General features: G+C 61.7%; 14 protein-coding genes. 7 read left to right on the forward strand and 7 right to left on the reverse strand.

The features are described 5' to 3' along the window. Positions 1-16 precede the first annotated feature (16 nt). The 3 genes from AC3WLT_RS18160 to kdgD all read right to left on the reverse strand — a co-directional run bounded on the left by AC3WLT_RS18160 (position 17) and on the right by kdgD (position 3,446). Positions 17-760, reverse strand: a complete 744-nt coding sequence (locus tag AC3WLT_RS18160) for a FadR/GntR family transcriptional regulator (RefSeq protein WP_492593080.1) — start codon at positions 758-760, stop codon at positions 17-19. A gap of 201 nt (positions 761-961) precedes the next feature. Further along, positions 962-2,311 (reverse strand): MFS transporter, encoded by a 1,350-nt coding sequence (locus AC3WLT_RS18165; RefSeq protein ID WP_492593081.1) that lies wholly within the window; start codon positions 2,309-2,311, stop codon positions 962-964. Between the two features lie 217 nt (positions 2,312-2,528). Further along, positions 2,529-3,446 (reverse strand): 5-dehydro-4-deoxyglucarate dehydratase, encoded by a 918-nt coding sequence (gene kdgD, locus AC3WLT_RS18170; RefSeq protein WP_492593082.1) that lies wholly within the window; start codon positions 3,444-3,446, stop codon positions 2,529-2,531. Between the two features lie 205 nt (positions 3,447-3,651). On the opposite strand from kdgD, the gene garD reads away from it, so the two are divergent. From garD to AC3WLT_RS18205, 7 genes are all read left to right on the forward strand, one after another. After that, a complete protein-coding gene (gene garD, locus AC3WLT_RS18175) occupies positions 3,652-5,241 on the forward strand; it encodes a galactarate dehydratase (RefSeq protein WP_492593083.1) in 1,590 nt (529 codons plus the stop codon). Positions 5,242-5,269: 28 nt separating this feature from the next. After that, positions 5,270-6,112, forward strand: a complete 843-nt coding sequence (locus AC3WLT_RS18180; RefSeq protein ID WP_492593084.1) for an NAD-dependent epimerase/dehydratase family protein — start codon at positions 5,270-5,272, stop codon at positions 6,110-6,112. Then, on the forward strand, positions 6,109-7,038 hold the full coding sequence (locus AC3WLT_RS18185; RefSeq protein ID WP_492593085.1) for an SMP-30/gluconolactonase/LRE family protein: 930 nt from the start codon (positions 6,109-6,111) through the stop codon (positions 7,036-7,038). The genes AC3WLT_RS18180 and AC3WLT_RS18185 overlap by 4 nt, the downstream gene beginning before the upstream one ends. Positions 7,039-7,627: 589 nt before the next feature. Continuing rightward, complete coding sequence (locus AC3WLT_RS18190) at positions 7,628-8,620, forward strand: TRAP transporter substrate-binding protein (protein WP_492593086.1); 993 nt, start codon at positions 7,628-7,630, stop codon at positions 8,618-8,620. A gap of 161 nt (positions 8,621-8,781) precedes the next feature. Continuing rightward, positions 8,782-9,261 carry a TRAP transporter small permease gene (locus AC3WLT_RS18195; protein ID WP_492593087.1) on the forward strand — a complete coding sequence of 160 codons (480 nt, stop codon included), beginning with the start codon at positions 8,782-8,784 and terminating at the stop codon, positions 9,259-9,261. Positions 9,262-9,267: 6 nt separating this feature from the next. After that, on the forward strand, positions 9,268-10,620 hold the full coding sequence (locus tag AC3WLT_RS18200) for a TRAP transporter large permease (protein ID WP_492593088.1): 1,353 nt from the start codon (positions 9,268-9,270) through the stop codon (positions 10,618-10,620). Between the two features lie 73 nt (positions 10,621-10,693). Next, positions 10,694-11,905 carry a porin gene (locus tag AC3WLT_RS18205; RefSeq protein ID WP_492593089.1) on the forward strand — a complete coding sequence of 404 codons (1,212 nt, stop codon included), beginning with the start codon at positions 10,694-10,696 and terminating at the stop codon, positions 11,903-11,905. Between the two features lie 155 nt (positions 11,906-12,060). Here the strand turns inward: AC3WLT_RS18205 and AC3WLT_RS18210 are convergent, their stop codons facing one another. From AC3WLT_RS18210 to selD, 4 genes are all read right to left on the reverse strand, one after another. Next, complete coding sequence (locus AC3WLT_RS18210) at positions 12,061-12,195, reverse strand: hypothetical protein (RefSeq protein WP_492593090.1); 135 nt, start codon at positions 12,193-12,195, stop codon at positions 12,061-12,063. Between the two features lie 80 nt (positions 12,196-12,275). Further along, positions 12,276-13,331 carry a permease gene (locus AC3WLT_RS18215; protein ID WP_492593091.1) on the reverse strand — a complete coding sequence of 352 codons (1,056 nt, stop codon included), beginning with the start codon at positions 13,329-13,331 and terminating at the stop codon, positions 12,276-12,278. 24 nt (positions 13,332-13,355) lie between these two features. Beyond that, positions 13,356-14,423, reverse strand: coding sequence for a tRNA 2-selenouridine(34) synthase MnmH (gene mnmH, locus AC3WLT_RS18220; RefSeq protein ID WP_492593092.1), 1,068 nt, complete (start codon positions 14,421-14,423; stop codon positions 13,356-13,358). A gap of 127 nt (positions 14,424-14,550) precedes the next feature. Continuing rightward, on the reverse strand, positions 14,551-15,615 hold the full coding sequence (selD, locus tag AC3WLT_RS18225) for a selenide, water dikinase SelD (protein WP_492593158.1): 1,065 nt from the start codon (positions 15,613-15,615) through the stop codon (positions 14,551-14,553). Between the last annotated feature and the right edge of the window lie 192 nt (positions 15,616-15,807).

A 15,807-nucleotide genomic window follows, 5' to 3' on the forward strand; every position in this document is an offset into this window, starting at 1 on the left:
GTGCCTGCGGTGCGGATCAGCTGTTCGCCTCAGCGGTTTCGTTGGCGCGCCGCAGCCGCTCGCGGCTATTGGACAGGTGCATGCGCATCGCCGCGCGCGCACCCTCCGCGTCATGCCGCGTGATCGCTTCGAGAATGCTTTCGTGCTCGAGGTTGACGAGCGACAGGTAGGCGTCCGGTTCCGCGCGCGCGATACCCGCCGAGTCGAGGCGGTTGCGCGGAATCAGCGCGCTACCCATCTGCGTGAGGATGTCGACGAAATAGCGGTTGCCGGTTGCACGGGCCACGGAGATGTGAAACTGCAAGTCGGCATCGACGCTATCCAGCCCATTGTGGCGGGTTGCTTCGATTGCATCGAGCGCCGCGCGCATGCGCGCGAGGTCGTCCGGTTTAGCGCGTTGCGCCGCCAGACCCGCACATTCCGTTTCGAGGCTGATGCGCAGTTCCAGGATCGACAACACGTCGCGCAGGGTGGTGGCAGGCACCATGTCGATGCCCAGCTTTTCGCGCGGCGGCTCCAGCACGAAGCTGCCGATGCCGTGACGCGTTTCGATGATCTTGCCGGCCTGCAAGCGTGAAATGGCTTCGCGGATGACAGTGCGGCTCACGCTCAGCGTGACCATCAACTGCGATTCGGTCGGCAGTTTGTCGCCGGGCTTCAAGGCGTTGGACGCGATCTGGTCGGTGACGTAGCTGACGACGAACTCGGCCAGATTGCGAGCGCGTCGTGGCGGTGCTGTGGAAGCCAGTGGTGTAGCCATCGAAAACGCCCCTCGAATCAGATAGTTGCAGATACTTCCTGCGTTCTATTATACCGTCGTCTGACGACTGATTATATAAACGCCGGATCATTTTGAGCGCACGTAGCCGCGATGCGGCGTCGCGGGTGGCAATGCGCGCCGGACGGGGCGTCTGCGGTTCATTCCGCAGCCCCCCCAGGAAGTACGATAACTGTCCGACGATTATGAACGGCGCAGTTCGACCCGCTTGATGTCTTTCACGATGACGAGATAGCTGAACACGGTGAGCAATGCATTCAGGCCCACGAACACGAGCGCGCCGTTGAACGAGCCGGTCTTCGCGACGAGATAGCCAATTACGATCGGCGTCACGATGCCTGCCACATTGCCGAACATGTTGAAGATGGCGCCTGAAAGGCCGAGCGCTTCCTTCGGCGACGTATCCGCCACGACAGCCCAGCCGAGCGCGCCGATGCCTTTGCCGAAGAAGGCAAGCGACATCAGCGCGACGACGATCCAGTCGGTCGAAACATAGTTGCAGCCGATGATGCACACCGACAGCAGCATGCCGCCGACAATCGGCACCTTGCGCGCCAGCGTGAGCGAATGACCGCGGCGGATCAGCGCGTCGGACAGCGTGCCGCCGAGCACGCCGCCGGAGAATCCGCAGACCGCAGGCAGCGAAGCCACCAGACCGGCTTGCAGAATCGTCATGCCGCGCGCCTGCACGAGGTAGATCGGAAACCAGGTCAGGAAGAAGTAGGTCAGCACGTTGATGCAGTACTGGGCGAGGTAGACGCCGAGCAGCATGCGGTTGGTCAGCAACTGGCGCACCAGAGACCAGCCGCCCGCGTTCGTGATGTTCCCGGGCCGCGCTTTCTTGTGCTCGTTCACGACACCGCCGCCCTGTTCGATGTAGTCGAGCTCGGCGCGCGACACGCCGGGATGGTCGGCGGGATTCTTCATCACCTTCAGCCAGGTGAAGGCAAGTAGCAGCCCGGTCGCGCCCATCACCAGATAGACCATGTGCCAGCCGAACGCATGAGTCAGCCAGGCCATCAGCGGCGTAAACACGACTGCCGCGAAGTATTGCGCCGAATTGAAAATGGCCGATGCGGTGCCGCGCTCATTGGTGGGAAACCAACTGGCGACCACCTTGGCATTGGCCGGAAACGCCGGCGATTCGGCGGCGCCCATGGCGAAACGCAGCACGAACAGTGCGGTGACCGCGGCAGCCGTGCTGCCCAGCAAACCAATCGAGCTTTGCAACAGCGTGAAGAGTGACCAGAGGAAAATGCTCGCTGCGTAGACGCGTCGTGCGCCGAATCGGTCGAGGAGCCAGCCGGCCGGCAATTGCGACAGCACATAGGCCCAACTGAACGCGGAGAAGATGTAGCCCATCCTGATCGCGTCGAAGCCGAACTCGGCGCGCATCGCCGAGCCGGTCACCGAGAGGGTGGCGCGGTCTGCGTAATTGAACGTCGTGATCAGGAAGATCAGCAGCAGAATCGCGTAGCGGACTTTGGTGCGCTTCGCGGCTAGAGTGGGGCTCGCCGTGCGGCTCACTTCCATGGTCATCTCCTGAATCTTATGCAAGGGAGTCGTCTCCCCGGCTTTGTCGTGCAATCAGCCGCGGCAGTGTTCGGCGGGCAAGCGGCGCTGTGCGGAAGTGCCGCCCGGCAGTCTGACGCTAGCCGTAAAAAACGCCCGGCGACGTTGCCATCCCGGGCGCTTCTGGCGGTGCCATGCCCGTGGAACGGGTTCATACGACCGTCGGGCGCTTACAGCGTTACTGCGGGCCGAGCGTTTTGATGAGCGCGTCGAGCTTGCTCATTTCTTCTTCGCTCAGATCGGTCAGCGGCGCGCGCACCGGGCCGGCACTGTGGCCGACCAGCTTCGCGCCGGCTTTTACGATGCTGACCGCGTAGCCCGCGCGGCGATTACGGATTGCCAGGTAAGGCAGGAAGAATTCGTCGACCAGCTTGCCGACGGTCGCGTGGTCGTCCGCAGCGATCGCGCGGTAGAAGTCCATCGCGGTCTTCGGAATGAAATTGAACACCGCCGACGAATACACCGGCACGCCTAGAGCCTTATAAGCTGCTGCGTAGACTTCCGCGGTCGGCAGGCCGCCGAGGTACGAGAAGCGGTCGCCGAGGCGGCGGCGGATCGACACCATGTTTTCGATCTCGCCCACACCGTCCTTGAAGCCGATCAGGTTCGGGCAGCGCTCGGCCAGACCTTCGAGCATATCGGCGTTAAGCTTGGAATTCGCACGGTTGTAGATGATCACGCCCATGTTCGGCACGGACTTGCAGACTTCTTCGGCGTGCGCGGCGATGCCTTCCTGGCAGGCTTCCGTCAGGTAGTGCGGCATCAGCAGAATGCCGTTCGCGCCGTGGCGCTCGGCTTCCTGTGCGTAGGCGATCGCCACGCGCGTCGGGCCGCCCGCGCCGGCGAGGATCGGCACCTTGCCCTTGCAGACTTCCGCCGCGGTACGCACGACGTTCGAGTAATCGTTATGCGTGAGCGAGAAGAATTCGCCCGTGCCGCCGGCGACGAACAGTGCCGAAGCACCGTAAGGGGCGAGCCACTCGAGGCGCTCGGCGTAGGTGTCGGCGCGAAACTCGCCTTGTTCGTCGAAATCGGTGACTGGGAAGGACAGGAGGCCTTCCGAAACGATCTGCTTGAGTTCCTGCGGTGTCGTCATGATGAGTATCCGGGCGTCAAATTGTTAGAAATGAAGATTTCTTATACGTCATCGTACAACAACAAATCGGCTAACTCAACGGGGTTTTCACAGCATAATGCCTGTCATAGGGTAAATACGGAACGTCTGCACATTCTTTCGTGTTGTAGGATGACGTATGAATAGCTGGCGCAGCAGTCGTGCACACGCCATAAGGATCGATGCAATGGAAAATTCCCCGCTCTACATTCGCGTTCACCCCAATGACAATGTCGCGATCGTCGTCAACGACGGCGGGCTGGGTGAGGGCGCCGTGTTTCCCAATGGTCTCGTGCTGCGCGAGCGTGTGCCGCAAGGCCACAAAGTCGCGCTGGCCGACCTGGCGGAAGGCGACGAAGTCATTCGCTATAACGTAGTGATCGGCTATGCGCTCAAGGCGTTGCCCAAGGGCAGCTGGATCAACGAACACGTGATCCGCATGCCGAGTCCGCCGGGACTCGAAGATCTGCCGATCGCCACCATCAAGGCGCCGGAGATGCCGCCGCTCGAAGGTTTCACGTTCGAGGGCTATCGCAACGCGGACGGCTCGGTCGGCTCGCGCAATATTCTGGCGATCACGACCACGGTGCAATGCGTGGCCGACGTGGTTCAGCATGCGGTCACGCGGATCAAGGCCGAGCTGTTGCCGAACTACCCGAACGTCGACGACGTGGTGAGCCTTGGGCACACCTACGGCTGCGGCGTCGCGATCGACGCGCCGGATGCGATGGTGCCGATCCGCACGGTGCGCAATATCAGTCTGAATCCGAACTTCGGCGGCGAAGTCATGATGGTCAGTCTGGGTTGCGAGAAGCTGCAGCCTGAGCGCCTGATGCCGCCGGGCACGATTCCTATTGCCGCGGCTGCGAAGGTCGCCGAAGTCGCCGGCATTGGCGATGTCGAGGCGGACCTGAATGGCGACGTCGTCGTGCTTCAGGATGAGGCGCACGTCGGCTTCCAGTCGATGATCGAATCGATCATGAGGATGGCCGACGGTCATCTGAAGCGGCTGAACAATCGCCGGCGCGAAACCTGCCCGGCCTCCGATCTCGTGATCGGTGTGCAGTGCGGCGGCAGCGATGCATTCTCCGGCCTGACCGCGAATCCCGCGGTGGGTTTTGCGACCGACTTGCTCGTGCGGGCCGGCGCAACGGTCATGTTCTCCGAAGTCACCGAAGTGCGCGACGGCGTCGATCAACTGACAGCGCGGGCCGCCAATGCGGACGTCGCGGCGGCGATCATCCGCGAAATGCAGTGGTACGACGATTATCTGAAGCGCGGCGGCGCGGACCGCAGTGCCAACACCACGCCGGGCAACAAGAAGGGTGGCCTGTCGAACATCGTCGAAAAGGCGATGGGCTCGATCATCAAATCGGGTAACTCCGCGATCTCCGGCGTGCTGTCGCCGGGCGAGAAGGTCCGGCAGAAAGGCCTGATTTACGCGGCCACGCCGGCGAGCGATTTCATCTGCGGTACGCTTCAGGTCGCCGCGGGTATCAACTTGCATGTGTTCACGACCGGTCGCGGTACGCCGTACAGCCTCGCTGAAGTGCCCGTGATCAAGGTCGCGACGCGCACGGATCTCGCGCGCCGCTGGCACGACCTGATGGACATCAACGCCGGCACGATCGCCACGGGCACTGCGACCATAGAAGACGTGGGCTGGGAGCTGTTCCGCCTGATGCTCGACGTGGCCAGTGGGCGCAAGCAGACCTGCGCGGAAAAACTCAAGCTGCACAATGCATTGACGCTGTTCAATCCGGCGCCGGTGACCTGATTGATGTAATCACAAAACAGATAGAGACATGACCGACTCAGCGATTGAACGCCCTTTAACACGTCAACCTTTCCGACGCCTGCTGCTCACCGGCGCCGCCGGCAACCTGGGCCGTCAACTGCGCGGCGCGCTCGCCGCCTGGGCCGATATTGTGCGCGTGACCGATATCGTGCCGCTCGGCGAACTGGCGGCGCATGAGGAAGCATCGATCGTCGATCTCGCGGATGAGGCCGCTGTTCACGCGCTGCTCGAGGGCGTGGACGCGGTCGTGCATCTGGGCGGCATCTCAGTCGAGGCGCCGTTCGAAGATTTACTCGAAGCGAATATTCGTGGCCTGTACAACCTCTACTCGGCGGCGCAGAAGCAGGGCGTGAAGCGCATCGTGTACGCCAGCTCGAATCACGCGGTGGGTTTTCATCCGGTGACGTCGGTGGTGGATATCGACGCGCCGCTGCGTCCGGACAGCCTGTACGGCGTGACGAAGTGCTTCGGCGAATCGCTGTCGCGCTATTACTTCGATCGCTTTGGTCTCGAGACGGTGTGCCTGCGGATCGGCTCGTCGTTCGAGCAGCCTAAGAATCCGCGCATGCTCGTGACGTATCTGAGCTATCGCGACTTCATCGAACTGGTGCGTTGCTCGCTGTTTACCAATCGCGTGGGCCACGCGATCGTCTACGGTGTATCGGATAACCGCACCAAGTGGGTGGACAACACCAAAGCGGCGTTCCTCGGCTTTCGTCCGCAGGACAGTTCGATCGAGTTCGAGCACCTCTTTCCCGTCACGGCGCCCACCGCGAATCTCGACGACCCCACGCAGCACTTCCAGGGCGGCCCGTTCGTGCTGGCCGGTCCGATGGAGCCGAAGCGGTGAGCGCCGCGACTAACCCGCGGGTGGAGCGGATCGAGGCCGCCGGGCAGGCGCCCGCGCTGGTCGGCGAGAGTCCGGTGTGGCGCGCAGCGGAACAGGCGCTCTACTGGGTGGACATCCCGGCGCAGAAGATCGTGCGGCTGCGGCTCGATGCGGCCGAGCGGTCCGAGTGGGTCTTGCCGGAGAAGGTAGCCTGCCTGGCGTTCGATCGTCGTGGCACGGTGCTTGCCGGCTGCGAGACGGGACTTTTTGCCGTCACGCTGCCTGAAGGCGCTATCGGTGGCGAACCGGTGGCGGTGACCGGCAGAAAACTCGCCGCGCCGTTCTTCCCGTTTGCCGATATGCGTTTCAACGACGGCCGTTGCGACCGGCAAGGACGCTTCTGGTCCGGCACGATGGTGCAGGACATGGCGGCGGCCAACCCGGCTGGCGCGCTGTATCGCTTCGACGCGCAGGGCGCGTTGTCGGAGCCGATTGTCGACGCATTGATCACGCAGAACGGCCTTGCCTGGTCTCCCGATGGGACGACGATGTATCTGTCCGATTCACACCCGTTGCGTCGGCAGATCTGGGCCTTCGACTACGACATCGAAGCGGGCGAGCCGCTTAACCGGCGCGTGTTTGCTGATCTGAATCACCACGCCGGCCGCCCCGACGGCGCTGCGGTCGATGCCGACGGCTGCTACTGGATTTGCGCGAATGACGCGGGTCTGCTGCTGCGCTTCACACCGCAAGGCAAGCTGGACCGGCAGATTGCAGTGCCCGCCATGAAGCCGTCCATGTGTGCGTTCGGCGGCATGGATCTGGATACGTTGTTCGTCACGTCGATTCGTCCCGGGGCGGGCGCGAATGAACATGACGGTCATCTCTTCGCGGTGCGTCCTGGCGTGAGCGGTTTGCCCGAACCGGAATACGCGGGCGAACTATAAACAATTAGTGCCTTTGAAAGGCGCCGGGGTGCCATTCACGCTGGCGCTATTCGTTTAACGTGTCCAATTCATCACTCGTCGTACAACATAGTGGCGTAAAAACCACTTTCCTTTTCCACTCGCTGCCAAGAAAAATATAAATCCGCGTCGCCTTGTTTGGGCCTCTGCGCCACGCCTGGCAATGGCATTGGTGCCTGCTGCAATACGCAAGCTATTGCGCCAAACCGTGCGCGGTGCGGGTAAATACCGGCTGTACAACTCAAACCGTGTTTTATAGACTTCGTATGTTGTCGTACAACGTACGAGTCCAAACAAATTCCTTTCTGCGAACCTTTGGACCGCGCTGGGCAAATAGTGCGGTGTTCCTTGTGCGCGTGACCAGCTCGCGCTGGGTTCATGCCGATGCAGTCGAAATAGAGAAGTGGAGTTGTCTGACAGGAGTGCTGGGCATCTGTGCCGGGGACGTCGCACAGGCCGGCACGGCAAAGCGCTCGCTACCTGCAAGGGCGGCAAGCGTCACGCCGGAGACGTATCAAAACATGTCGCATCCGCAATCGATTGGATGGTCTAATTTTCGAGGAATTTCAAGATGAAAAATAAATTTGCCTCTTCCCATGTTTCGATGATTATCGCGGCCTCAGTGCTGGCATTCAGCACCGGCGCGGCACAAGCGCGTGTGTTTCGCGTGGCGGATGTGCACGGTGACACTTATCCGACCAACATGGCCGTGAAATACATGGGCGAAGCGATCAACAAGGCGACCGGCGGCAAGGATTCGGTGAAGGTCTTCGGCAACAGCTCGCTGGGTTCCGAAAACGACACGATCGATCAGGTGCGCATTGGCGCGCTGGACATGGCCCGCTGCAACGGCGCCGCATTCAACGAGATCGTTCCCGAGTCGATGATTCCGTCGCTGCCCTTTCTGTTTCGCGACATCGATCATTTCCGCAAGGTGATGTACGGCCCGGAAGGACAGAAGATTCTCGACGCCTTCAAGGCGAAGGGGATGATCGCGCTGACGTTCTACGAGAGCGGTGCGCGTTCGATCTACACCAAAAAAGCCATCCACTCGCCCGCCGACATGAAGGGCCTCAAGGTGCGCGTTCAGCCTTCTGATCTGATGGTCGATGAGATCAAGGCGATGGGCGGCACGCCGACGCCGATGCCGTTCGCCGAAGTTTATACGGGGTTGAAGACGGGGCTGGTCGATGCCGCGGAAAACAACCTCCCGTCTTACGAAGAGACCAAGCACTTCGAAGTTGCGCCCGTGTATTCCGAGACCCAGCATTCGATGACGCCGGAAGTGCTGGTGTTCTCCAAAAAGGTCTGGGATACGTTGACGCCTCAGGAGCAGGACGTCATCAAGAAGGCTGCGGCTGACTCTGTGCCTTACTACGTCAAGCTGTGGACTGCGCGCGAAAACGACGCGAGCAAGACCGTCACCAAGGGCGGTGCGACGATCCTCGCGTCGTCGCAGATCGATCGTGCCGCATTCGTCAAGGTCATGCAGCCGGTATGGGCCAAGTACGAAAAGACGCCGCAGATGAAGCAGCTCGTCGACGAAATCCAGGCGGTCAAATAAGGTTCGGAAGTCAGGCAGCGGTGAAGAGACCGGCAGAATGATCTGCCGGCTGTTCTCTGCGCAGTTTCCTGCGCAGAGAACAGCGAAGTTTCCTGAATCGTGATGTCGAACAGGATTTCTGAAGACTAACGATAAGTCCGTCGTGTGCAAGGATGGGGGCAATGAGATTCATGAAACGTCCAAACGACTTTCTCTTTCGCGTGTTGGCTATCATCGCGTCTATCAGCCTGGCCGCGCTGAGCCTGCTTGTCATCTACAGCGTCGTGATGCGCTATGTCTTCAGCGATGCACCGGATTTCGTCGAACCCATTGCCTTGCTGCTGGTGATCGTGATCGCCATGTTTGGCGCCGCGCTCAAAGTTCGCGAGAGCGGCCATATCGGGCTCGACTCGCTTGTCAAGAAATTGCCGCCGAAAGGCCGGATTATCGCGGAAGCGTTCCAGCATGTTTGCCTGATCGCATTGTCCGTGGCGATTTTCTTCGGCTGTTTGCAGATGGCGGAGACCACGATGGAAGACCGGATTCCGATCCTGGGCTTGCCCGAAGCCCTGCGCTACTTCATTCCGGTCGTGGCCAGCGCCTGCATTGCTCTGTTCTCGTTCGAGCACCTGCTGGCGCTTTTTGCACAGAAACAAAAATAGAACATCATGGAACTTGCCATTCTCTCCGTTAGCTTCCTCGTTTTCCTCGTTCTCGGGGTTCCGGTTTCTTTCGCGTTGGGACTGTCGTGCGTCCTGACCTATCTGTATGAAGGCCTGCCGGCTGCCACGGCGATGCAGTCGATGATTTCGGGCATGAACGCGTTTTCGTTCCTCGCGGTCCCGTTCTTCATTTTCTCCGGCGAGTTGATGCTGCACGGCGGCATCGCCGACCGTATCCTGCGTTTCGCGCAAGCCACGGTGGGGCATTTCCGCGGTGGCCTCGGCATGGCCAACGTGGTCGCGTGCACGCTGTTCGGCGGCGTGTCCGGTTCGCCTACGGCGGATACGTCAGCGATGGGCGGCGTCGTCATTCCGCTGATGAAGCGGGAAGGCTATAGCGCGGCCTATGCGGTCAATGTCACCACACACTCGTCGCTGGCCGGCGCGCTGATGCCGACGTCGACGAACATGATCATCTATGCGTTCGCCGCCCAGGGGATCACGGGGACCTTGAACGGACACCCGATGAGCGGCGTGTCGATCGGCGATCTGCTGTTCTCCGGCCTGCTGCCGGTGCTGTGGGTGATGGGTTTCGTGCTCATCGCCGCGTACTGGCAGGCGGTCAAGTTCGGCTATCCGCGCCGCGCTGACGGCTCGACCGAACTGCAACGGTTTCCGGGCTGGTTCGCGGTGGGCCGCACGTTCCTCGGCGCATTGCCCGGCCTGATGGTGATCGCGATCATTCTGGTCTGCGTGGCGAGAGGTATTGCGACCGCGACGGAGGCGGCGGCGATTGCCGTGGCTTACTCGCTGGTATTGACCTTCATCGTTTATCGCACGATGACGCTGAAAAAGCTTTTCGTGGCGCTCTCCAAGGCGGCTAAAACCACCGGCGTGGTGCTGCTGCTGATCGGCGTGTCGAATATGCTGCGCTACCAGATGGCGTATCTGGAGATTCCCGACGCCATCGAACATCTGCTCGATGGCGCGACGAGCATCCCCTGGCTGATGCTGTTGTACATCAACATCATTCAGATTTTCCTCGGCACGTTCGTCGACATGGCGGCGCACATCCTGATCACCACGCCGTTGTTCCTGCCGATGGCGATGCACAGCGGCGTGGGCCCCGTGCAGTTCGGCATCATGATTCTGCTGAACTGCGCATTAGGGCTCGTTCATCCGCCGATCGGCTCGGTGCAGTTCATTGGCTGTGCAATCGGCAATGTGTCGATTGGGGAAACTACCAAGGTGGCATGGCCTTATTACCTGGCTATCTTCAGCGCGATCAACATCGTGACCTATGTTCCGATGTTTTCGACGTGGTTGCCTAGCCTCATCAATGGGCATCCGGTGTTTTGACGAGCGGATCTGGGGTCGGCGATGTCAAGACAACGCCGGAAATGAAGAATAAGTTTTTTAAACAGGAGTAAAAATGAAAAAGGCATTGGCAACCTCCGCCCTTGGGCTGGTCGCCCTCGGCGCGCACGCTCAGAGCAGCGTCACGCTGTACGGGATCGTTGATGCGGGGATCGGCTACCAGAGCAGCCAGACATCGCTCGGTTCGACCTCGGGCGGGCGCTCGGTCGTCAAGATGGTCAACGGTATCTGGGCCGGCAGCCGCTTCGGCCTGAAGGGCGGGGAGGACCTGGGCGGCGGCACGAAGGCGATTTTCCAGTTGGAAGAGGGCTTTAACAGCGCAACCGGTGCACAGTCCGTCCCCGGCCTGGCGTTCAACCGTCAGGCGTATGTCGGTGTGACCAATCCCACCTACGGTACGCTGACGGCAGGCCGCCAGTACACGTCGTACTACACGCTGCTGTCACCGTATAGCCCGACCACGTGGCTGACCGGCGCCTACGGCGCACACCCGGGCGATATCGACTCGCTCGATACGCTGTACCGCGTGAACAACTCGCTGGTGTACACGTCCCCGAGCCTGCACGGCCTGACCGTGAGCGGATCGTATGCGCTAGGCGGCGTGGCGGGCAGCACGAATGCCGGTTCGACGTGGAGCGCGGCGGCGCAATACCTGAACGGTCCGTTCGGCATCGCGGCAGGCTTCCAGCGCATCAATAACTCGACGTCTGGCGGCGGTGCGTGGGGCACCGACTCCACGACATCGAATGCGGGCCTCCAGACGGCAGTGTCGGGTATCAACAACGGTTACCAGACCGCACAGGCGCAGCAGCGCGTTGCGGTGACGGGTGGTTATGCATTCTCGTCGCAATGGGACATCTCGTTCTCGTATTCGAACGTGCAATACATCCCGGGCATCCACTCGGCGTTCCACAACGAGGCAATCTTCAACACCGCCGGCGCAGTGCTGCATTACAAGCCGCTGACGGTGCTGGATCTGGCGGCCGGTTATAGCTACACGCGAGCAACGCAGTCGAACGGCATCTCGAGCTCGGCTCGCTATCAGCAGTTCAATCTCTCGCAGTACTACAGCCTCTCCAAGCGGACCGGACTGTATGCGCTGGAGGCCTATCAACGTGCGGGTGGCCAGACCCTGGTCCCGAACAAGACCGGTACAGCGACGAGCATCATCAACGCAACGGCCGATATCGGCGATGGCCAGAACGGCGCGCCGTCTTCGTCACGCAGTCAGTTTGCTGCGGGTGTAGGCATCATTCACCGGTTCTGATCGCGTAGTGTGGTGGCGGCGCCTATCGGTCGGCGCCGCCACGTTGGCGATACGTTTCGGAGAGGCGTCGCTGACAGAGCGTCGATCTGCTTCGCGAACCCGGAGCAGCGTCGCTTTGCGAAAGCCGTGCAGCGCTTGCGGCTGCCTTAACTGCATTAAGGGCGGAACAGGTCGAAGCCGGCCAGCGCGACGACCCCGCTTACGGCGATCAGCGACACCGAGTGCTGCCCGAAGTAAAGAATGGCCGCGGCCGACCAGGTCGCGATAGTGAATGCTGCGATGTGCTTCATGACGTCAATGCGGTGAGCGGCGGCTCGAATGCGTTGTGCTGCGAAGTGGTGATTATAAAACGGGCAGGGACAGGCAAGTTTCAAAACCCCAGGCCGATCGCCAACAGTCCACTCACGATCCCGCAAGCCACCACCGCCAAAGCCACCACGGTCAACACACGCTTGGGAAACGAGCGCCCGAGCATGGCCATCGACGGCACGCTGATCAGCGGCAGCGTCATGAGCAACGCGCCAGCCGGACCGGCCGCCATGCCGAAGGCAAGCATTGCCTGAATGATCGGCACTTCGCCCGCGGTCGGAATCACAAACAATGTCCCGGCGATAGCGAGCCCGATGATCCAGATCAGGCTGTTGTCGATATTGGATCCGACGTGCGGAAACAGCCACGTGCGCGCGGCGCCCAGAATCAGCACCAGTACGATGTATTCGGGAATCAGCCGGATCGTCATCCTTCCGAGGATTTTTACCCAGCGCGTGAAAGCGGTGCCCGGATCGTCGGCGGCAACGAGTTGCGCCATGGCTTCGCGCGATGCTTCGGCTTCCTTCGGCGTGACCATCCTGTTCACGAGGTGGCCGAGGCCGAACACCATCACGAGGCCCAGCGCCAGCCGCAAGCCCATCCATTGCCAGCCGAGCACGAAGCCCATGAAAATCAGCGTGGCCGGATTGAGCGCCGTATTGCCCAGCCAGAACGCGATCGCCGCGCCCGGCGCGGCCTGACGGGCGCGCAAGCCCGCTACGACCGGCGCCGCGCAACAGGTGCACATCATGCCGGGCAAGGACATCAGCCCGCCGTTGACCACGCTGCTGAAATCGGTCCGGCCGAGCGCGCGCGCAACCCACTGCGGCGGAATCAGCGCCTGCACGGCGGAGCCGAGCAGAAGCCCCAGCACCATCGCCTGCCAGATCGCCTTGCCGTAGGCTAGCGCGTAGTCGACGGCCGCCTGCCACGACGCCGCCGGCGCGCTCGAAGACGTTCCCATCAGGATCGACTTGCCGATGGAGTGATGGCTCGCGGCGACGAAAGCGCGGTTGTAGTAAGGGAACCACTTCACATAAAAGAGGCCGATCACGGCGATCAGGAGGAACACGATCCAGCCGAGCGCGACACGGGGTTGCCGAAGCGTTGTTTGCATGGTGGTCTTCGCTATAGATTCGTATCAGATCGAGGCGAGCGTGTTGCTGTCCAGCCGGGCCAGGAGTGCCTTCGCCTGTTCGACGGCGTCGGCGTCATTGGGCCGGAAATGCATCGGCGTTGCGTGTGGAAGCTGCACGAAATGTTGATGGCTGCTGCGCGCATACGCCGGATCGTAGTGCCGTTCGATCAGTTCGCGAGCGAGTTCGGCGCGCCTGTTTTCATCGACGAGCAGTTGCCAGCTGGTCACTCGCTCACGGCTGTGCAGACCGACCAGTTTTTGCAACTGCGCTTTCAGCGCTTCGGGATTGTCGAACAGGTGCGCATAGTCGTGCAGCAGAAACGCCGTGCGATCTTCGCTGTGCGACAACACCTCGACGCATGCGCCCCGATGAAACGTTTCGAGGAGCGCGAGCGGCAACGTAATCGAACCAATCCGCCGGCTCTCCGCTTCGACGAACACCGGCCGCGCGGGATCGAAGGCACGCAGCGCAGTCGCGAGCAGCGTGTCGAAACGTTTTTGCGAAGGCTGCGCGACGCCAGCCCAGGCGCCGAGTAACGAGCCGCGATGCGACGCCAGCGCTTCGAGGTCCAGTGTCTGCGCGCCTGCCTGGCGCAATGCGTCGAGCAGGCGTGTCTTGCCGCTGCCGGTCGGTCCCACCAGCGCGATATAGCGGAAGGTCTTCGGCAAGGAGGCGAGCGTGTCGAGCGTCGCCTGTCGGTAAGCTTTATAACCGCCGTCCAGCTGCCGCGCCTGCCAGCCGATCATATTGAAGACTGTCGTGACCGAACCGGAACGTTTGCCGCCGCGCCAGCAATAGATCAGCGGCCGCCATTGACGCGGTCGGTCCGCGAAGGTCGTCTCCAGATGCTGCGCGATGTTGCGCGCCACCAGCGCCGCGCCCACCCGCGAGGCCTCGAAAGGCGACACCTGCTTGTACATGGTGCCGATCAGCACGCGCTCTTCGTTGCTCAGAACGGGGGCGTTGAGCGCGCCCGGAATATGGTCATCCGCAAATTCAAGCGGCGTGCGCACGTCGATGATTTCATCGAAATCACCTGATTTATCGAGGCTGACGAGAAGGTTTTTCAAGGGAAATGCGGTCGAGACTGACTAGCTGGCGGACTGAAATTATCGCATGGAGCGTCATTGCCGGCCGGCGAGCCGCGAAGAAGCGTCGCCGGACCGGCATCGCGCAGCACCCATGACGGGCGCCCGCTCAGATCACTTCAACGCGGCCTGCTCCGTCAATCATCTCGCCGATGACACACGCCTCGTCGAATCCATCGGCGCGGAAAATGGCGAGAACGTCGCCGACCGCTTCCGGCGCGCATGAGACCAGCAGGCCGCCGGAGGTTTGCGGGTCGGTGAGCAGGGTGCGGGCCGTCGGCGGCAAGAACGGCGTCAAGGCGATGTCGTTTCCGTACGCATCCCAGTTGCGTCCTGACGCGCCGGTGAAAATGCCGGCCTCCGCAAACATGGCCACTTCCGGCAGCCAGGGCAAATCCGCGTAGCGCACGCGCGCGGTCAAATTCGAGCCGCGGGCCAGCTCCAGCGTATGGCCCAGCAGGCCAAACCCGGTGATATCGGTGAGGGCATGGACGCCGTCCAGCGTTGCCAGTTCGGCGCCCGGCCGGTTGAGTTTGGTCGTAGCCGCGATCATGGCGGCATAGCCGTTCGAATCGAGCCGGTTTTTCTTCAATGCCGCCGATAGAACGCCCACGCCTAGCGGCTTGCCGAGAATCAGCACGTCGCCGGGGCGAGCCCCCGCGTTGCGCTTGACGCGCTCGGGATGGACCACGCCAAGCGCAACCAGGCCATAGATAGGTTCCACGGAGTCGATCGAATGGCCGCCCGCGAGCGGAATGCCGGCTTCAGCGCACACGGATTCGCCGCCTTTCAGCACGGCCGCGATCACGTCATGCGGCAGGACGTTGATCGGCATGCCCACGATCGCCAGCGCCATGATCGGCTTGCCGCCCATGGCGTAAACGTCGGAAAGGGCGTTGGTTGCGGCGATGCGGCCGAAGTCGAAGGGATCATCGACGATCGGCATGAAAAAATCGGTCGTCGCGACGATCGCCTGCTCGCTGTTGAGCTTGTAGACAGCGGCGTCGTCGGCGGTATCGTTGCCGACCAGCAGGTCTGGAAAGAAAGGTAGCGGCGCGCTGCGCTTGAGCAGGTCGGCGAGCAGGCCGGGGGCGATCTTGCAGCCGCAGCCTCCGCCATGGGAGAGGCTGGTCAGGCGTGGCGAGTCGATCTTGTTGGCGGTGGTATCGGTCATTGGTGCGGATTTCGGGCGTGGTATGACCGCATTATGATGGTTGTTTCGGCGAGGCGCAGGGTGGCGGCCACGGACCGTTGTGGATGCAATCATCTGCACGCCCCCTCACGGCTTCCGCTTGCGGAGCGTTCGGCCGGCATGCGGCGAGCTGAGCTGTCTGTTATTGCTGCCCGGCCCCGCCAGCCTGATCTT

The sequence above is a fragment of the Paraburkholderia sp. FW306-2-2C-D06C genome (genome assembly GCF_058781505.1).

Coding starts and splice junctions, on each gene's coding strand:
- garD (WP_492593083.1), top strand. CDS start 3,652: ATGGAAAATTCCCCGCTCTACATTCGCGTTCACCCCAATGACAATGTC.
- AC3WLT_RS18190 (WP_492593086.1), top strand. CDS start 7,628: ATGAAAAATAAATTTGCCTCTTCCCATGTTTCGATGATTATCGCGGCC.
- AC3WLT_RS18215 (WP_492593091.1), bottom strand. CDS start 13,331: ATGCAAACAACGCTTCGGCAACCCCGTGTCGCGCTCGGCTGGATCGTG.
- AC3WLT_RS18195 (WP_492593087.1), top strand. CDS start 8,782: ATGAGATTCATGAAACGTCCAAACGACTTTCTCTTTCGCGTGTTGGCT.
- AC3WLT_RS18165 (WP_492593081.1), bottom strand. CDS start 2,311: ATGGAAGTGAGCCGCACGGCGAGCCCCACTCTAGCCGCGAAGCGCACC.
- AC3WLT_RS18160 (WP_492593080.1), bottom strand. CDS start 760: ATGGCTACACCACTGGCTTCCACAGCACCGCCACGACGCGCTCGCAAT.
- kdgD (WP_492593082.1), bottom strand. CDS start 3,446: ATGACGACACCGCAGGAACTCAAGCAGATCGTTTCGGAAGGCCTCCTG.
- AC3WLT_RS18205 (WP_492593089.1), top strand. CDS start 10,694: ATGAAAAAGGCATTGGCAACCTCCGCCCTTGGGCTGGTCGCCCTCGGC.
- AC3WLT_RS18180 (WP_492593084.1), top strand. CDS start 5,270: ATGACCGACTCAGCGATTGAACGCCCTTTAACACGTCAACCTTTCCGA.
- AC3WLT_RS18200 (WP_492593088.1), top strand. CDS start 9,268: ATGGAACTTGCCATTCTCTCCGTTAGCTTCCTCGTTTTCCTCGTTCTC.
- AC3WLT_RS18210 (WP_492593090.1), bottom strand. CDS start 12,195: ATGAAGCACATCGCAGCATTCACTATCGCGACCTGGTCGGCCGCGGCC.
- selD (WP_492593158.1), bottom strand. CDS start 15,615: ATGACCGATACCACCGCCAACAAGATCGACTCGCCACGCCTGACCAGC.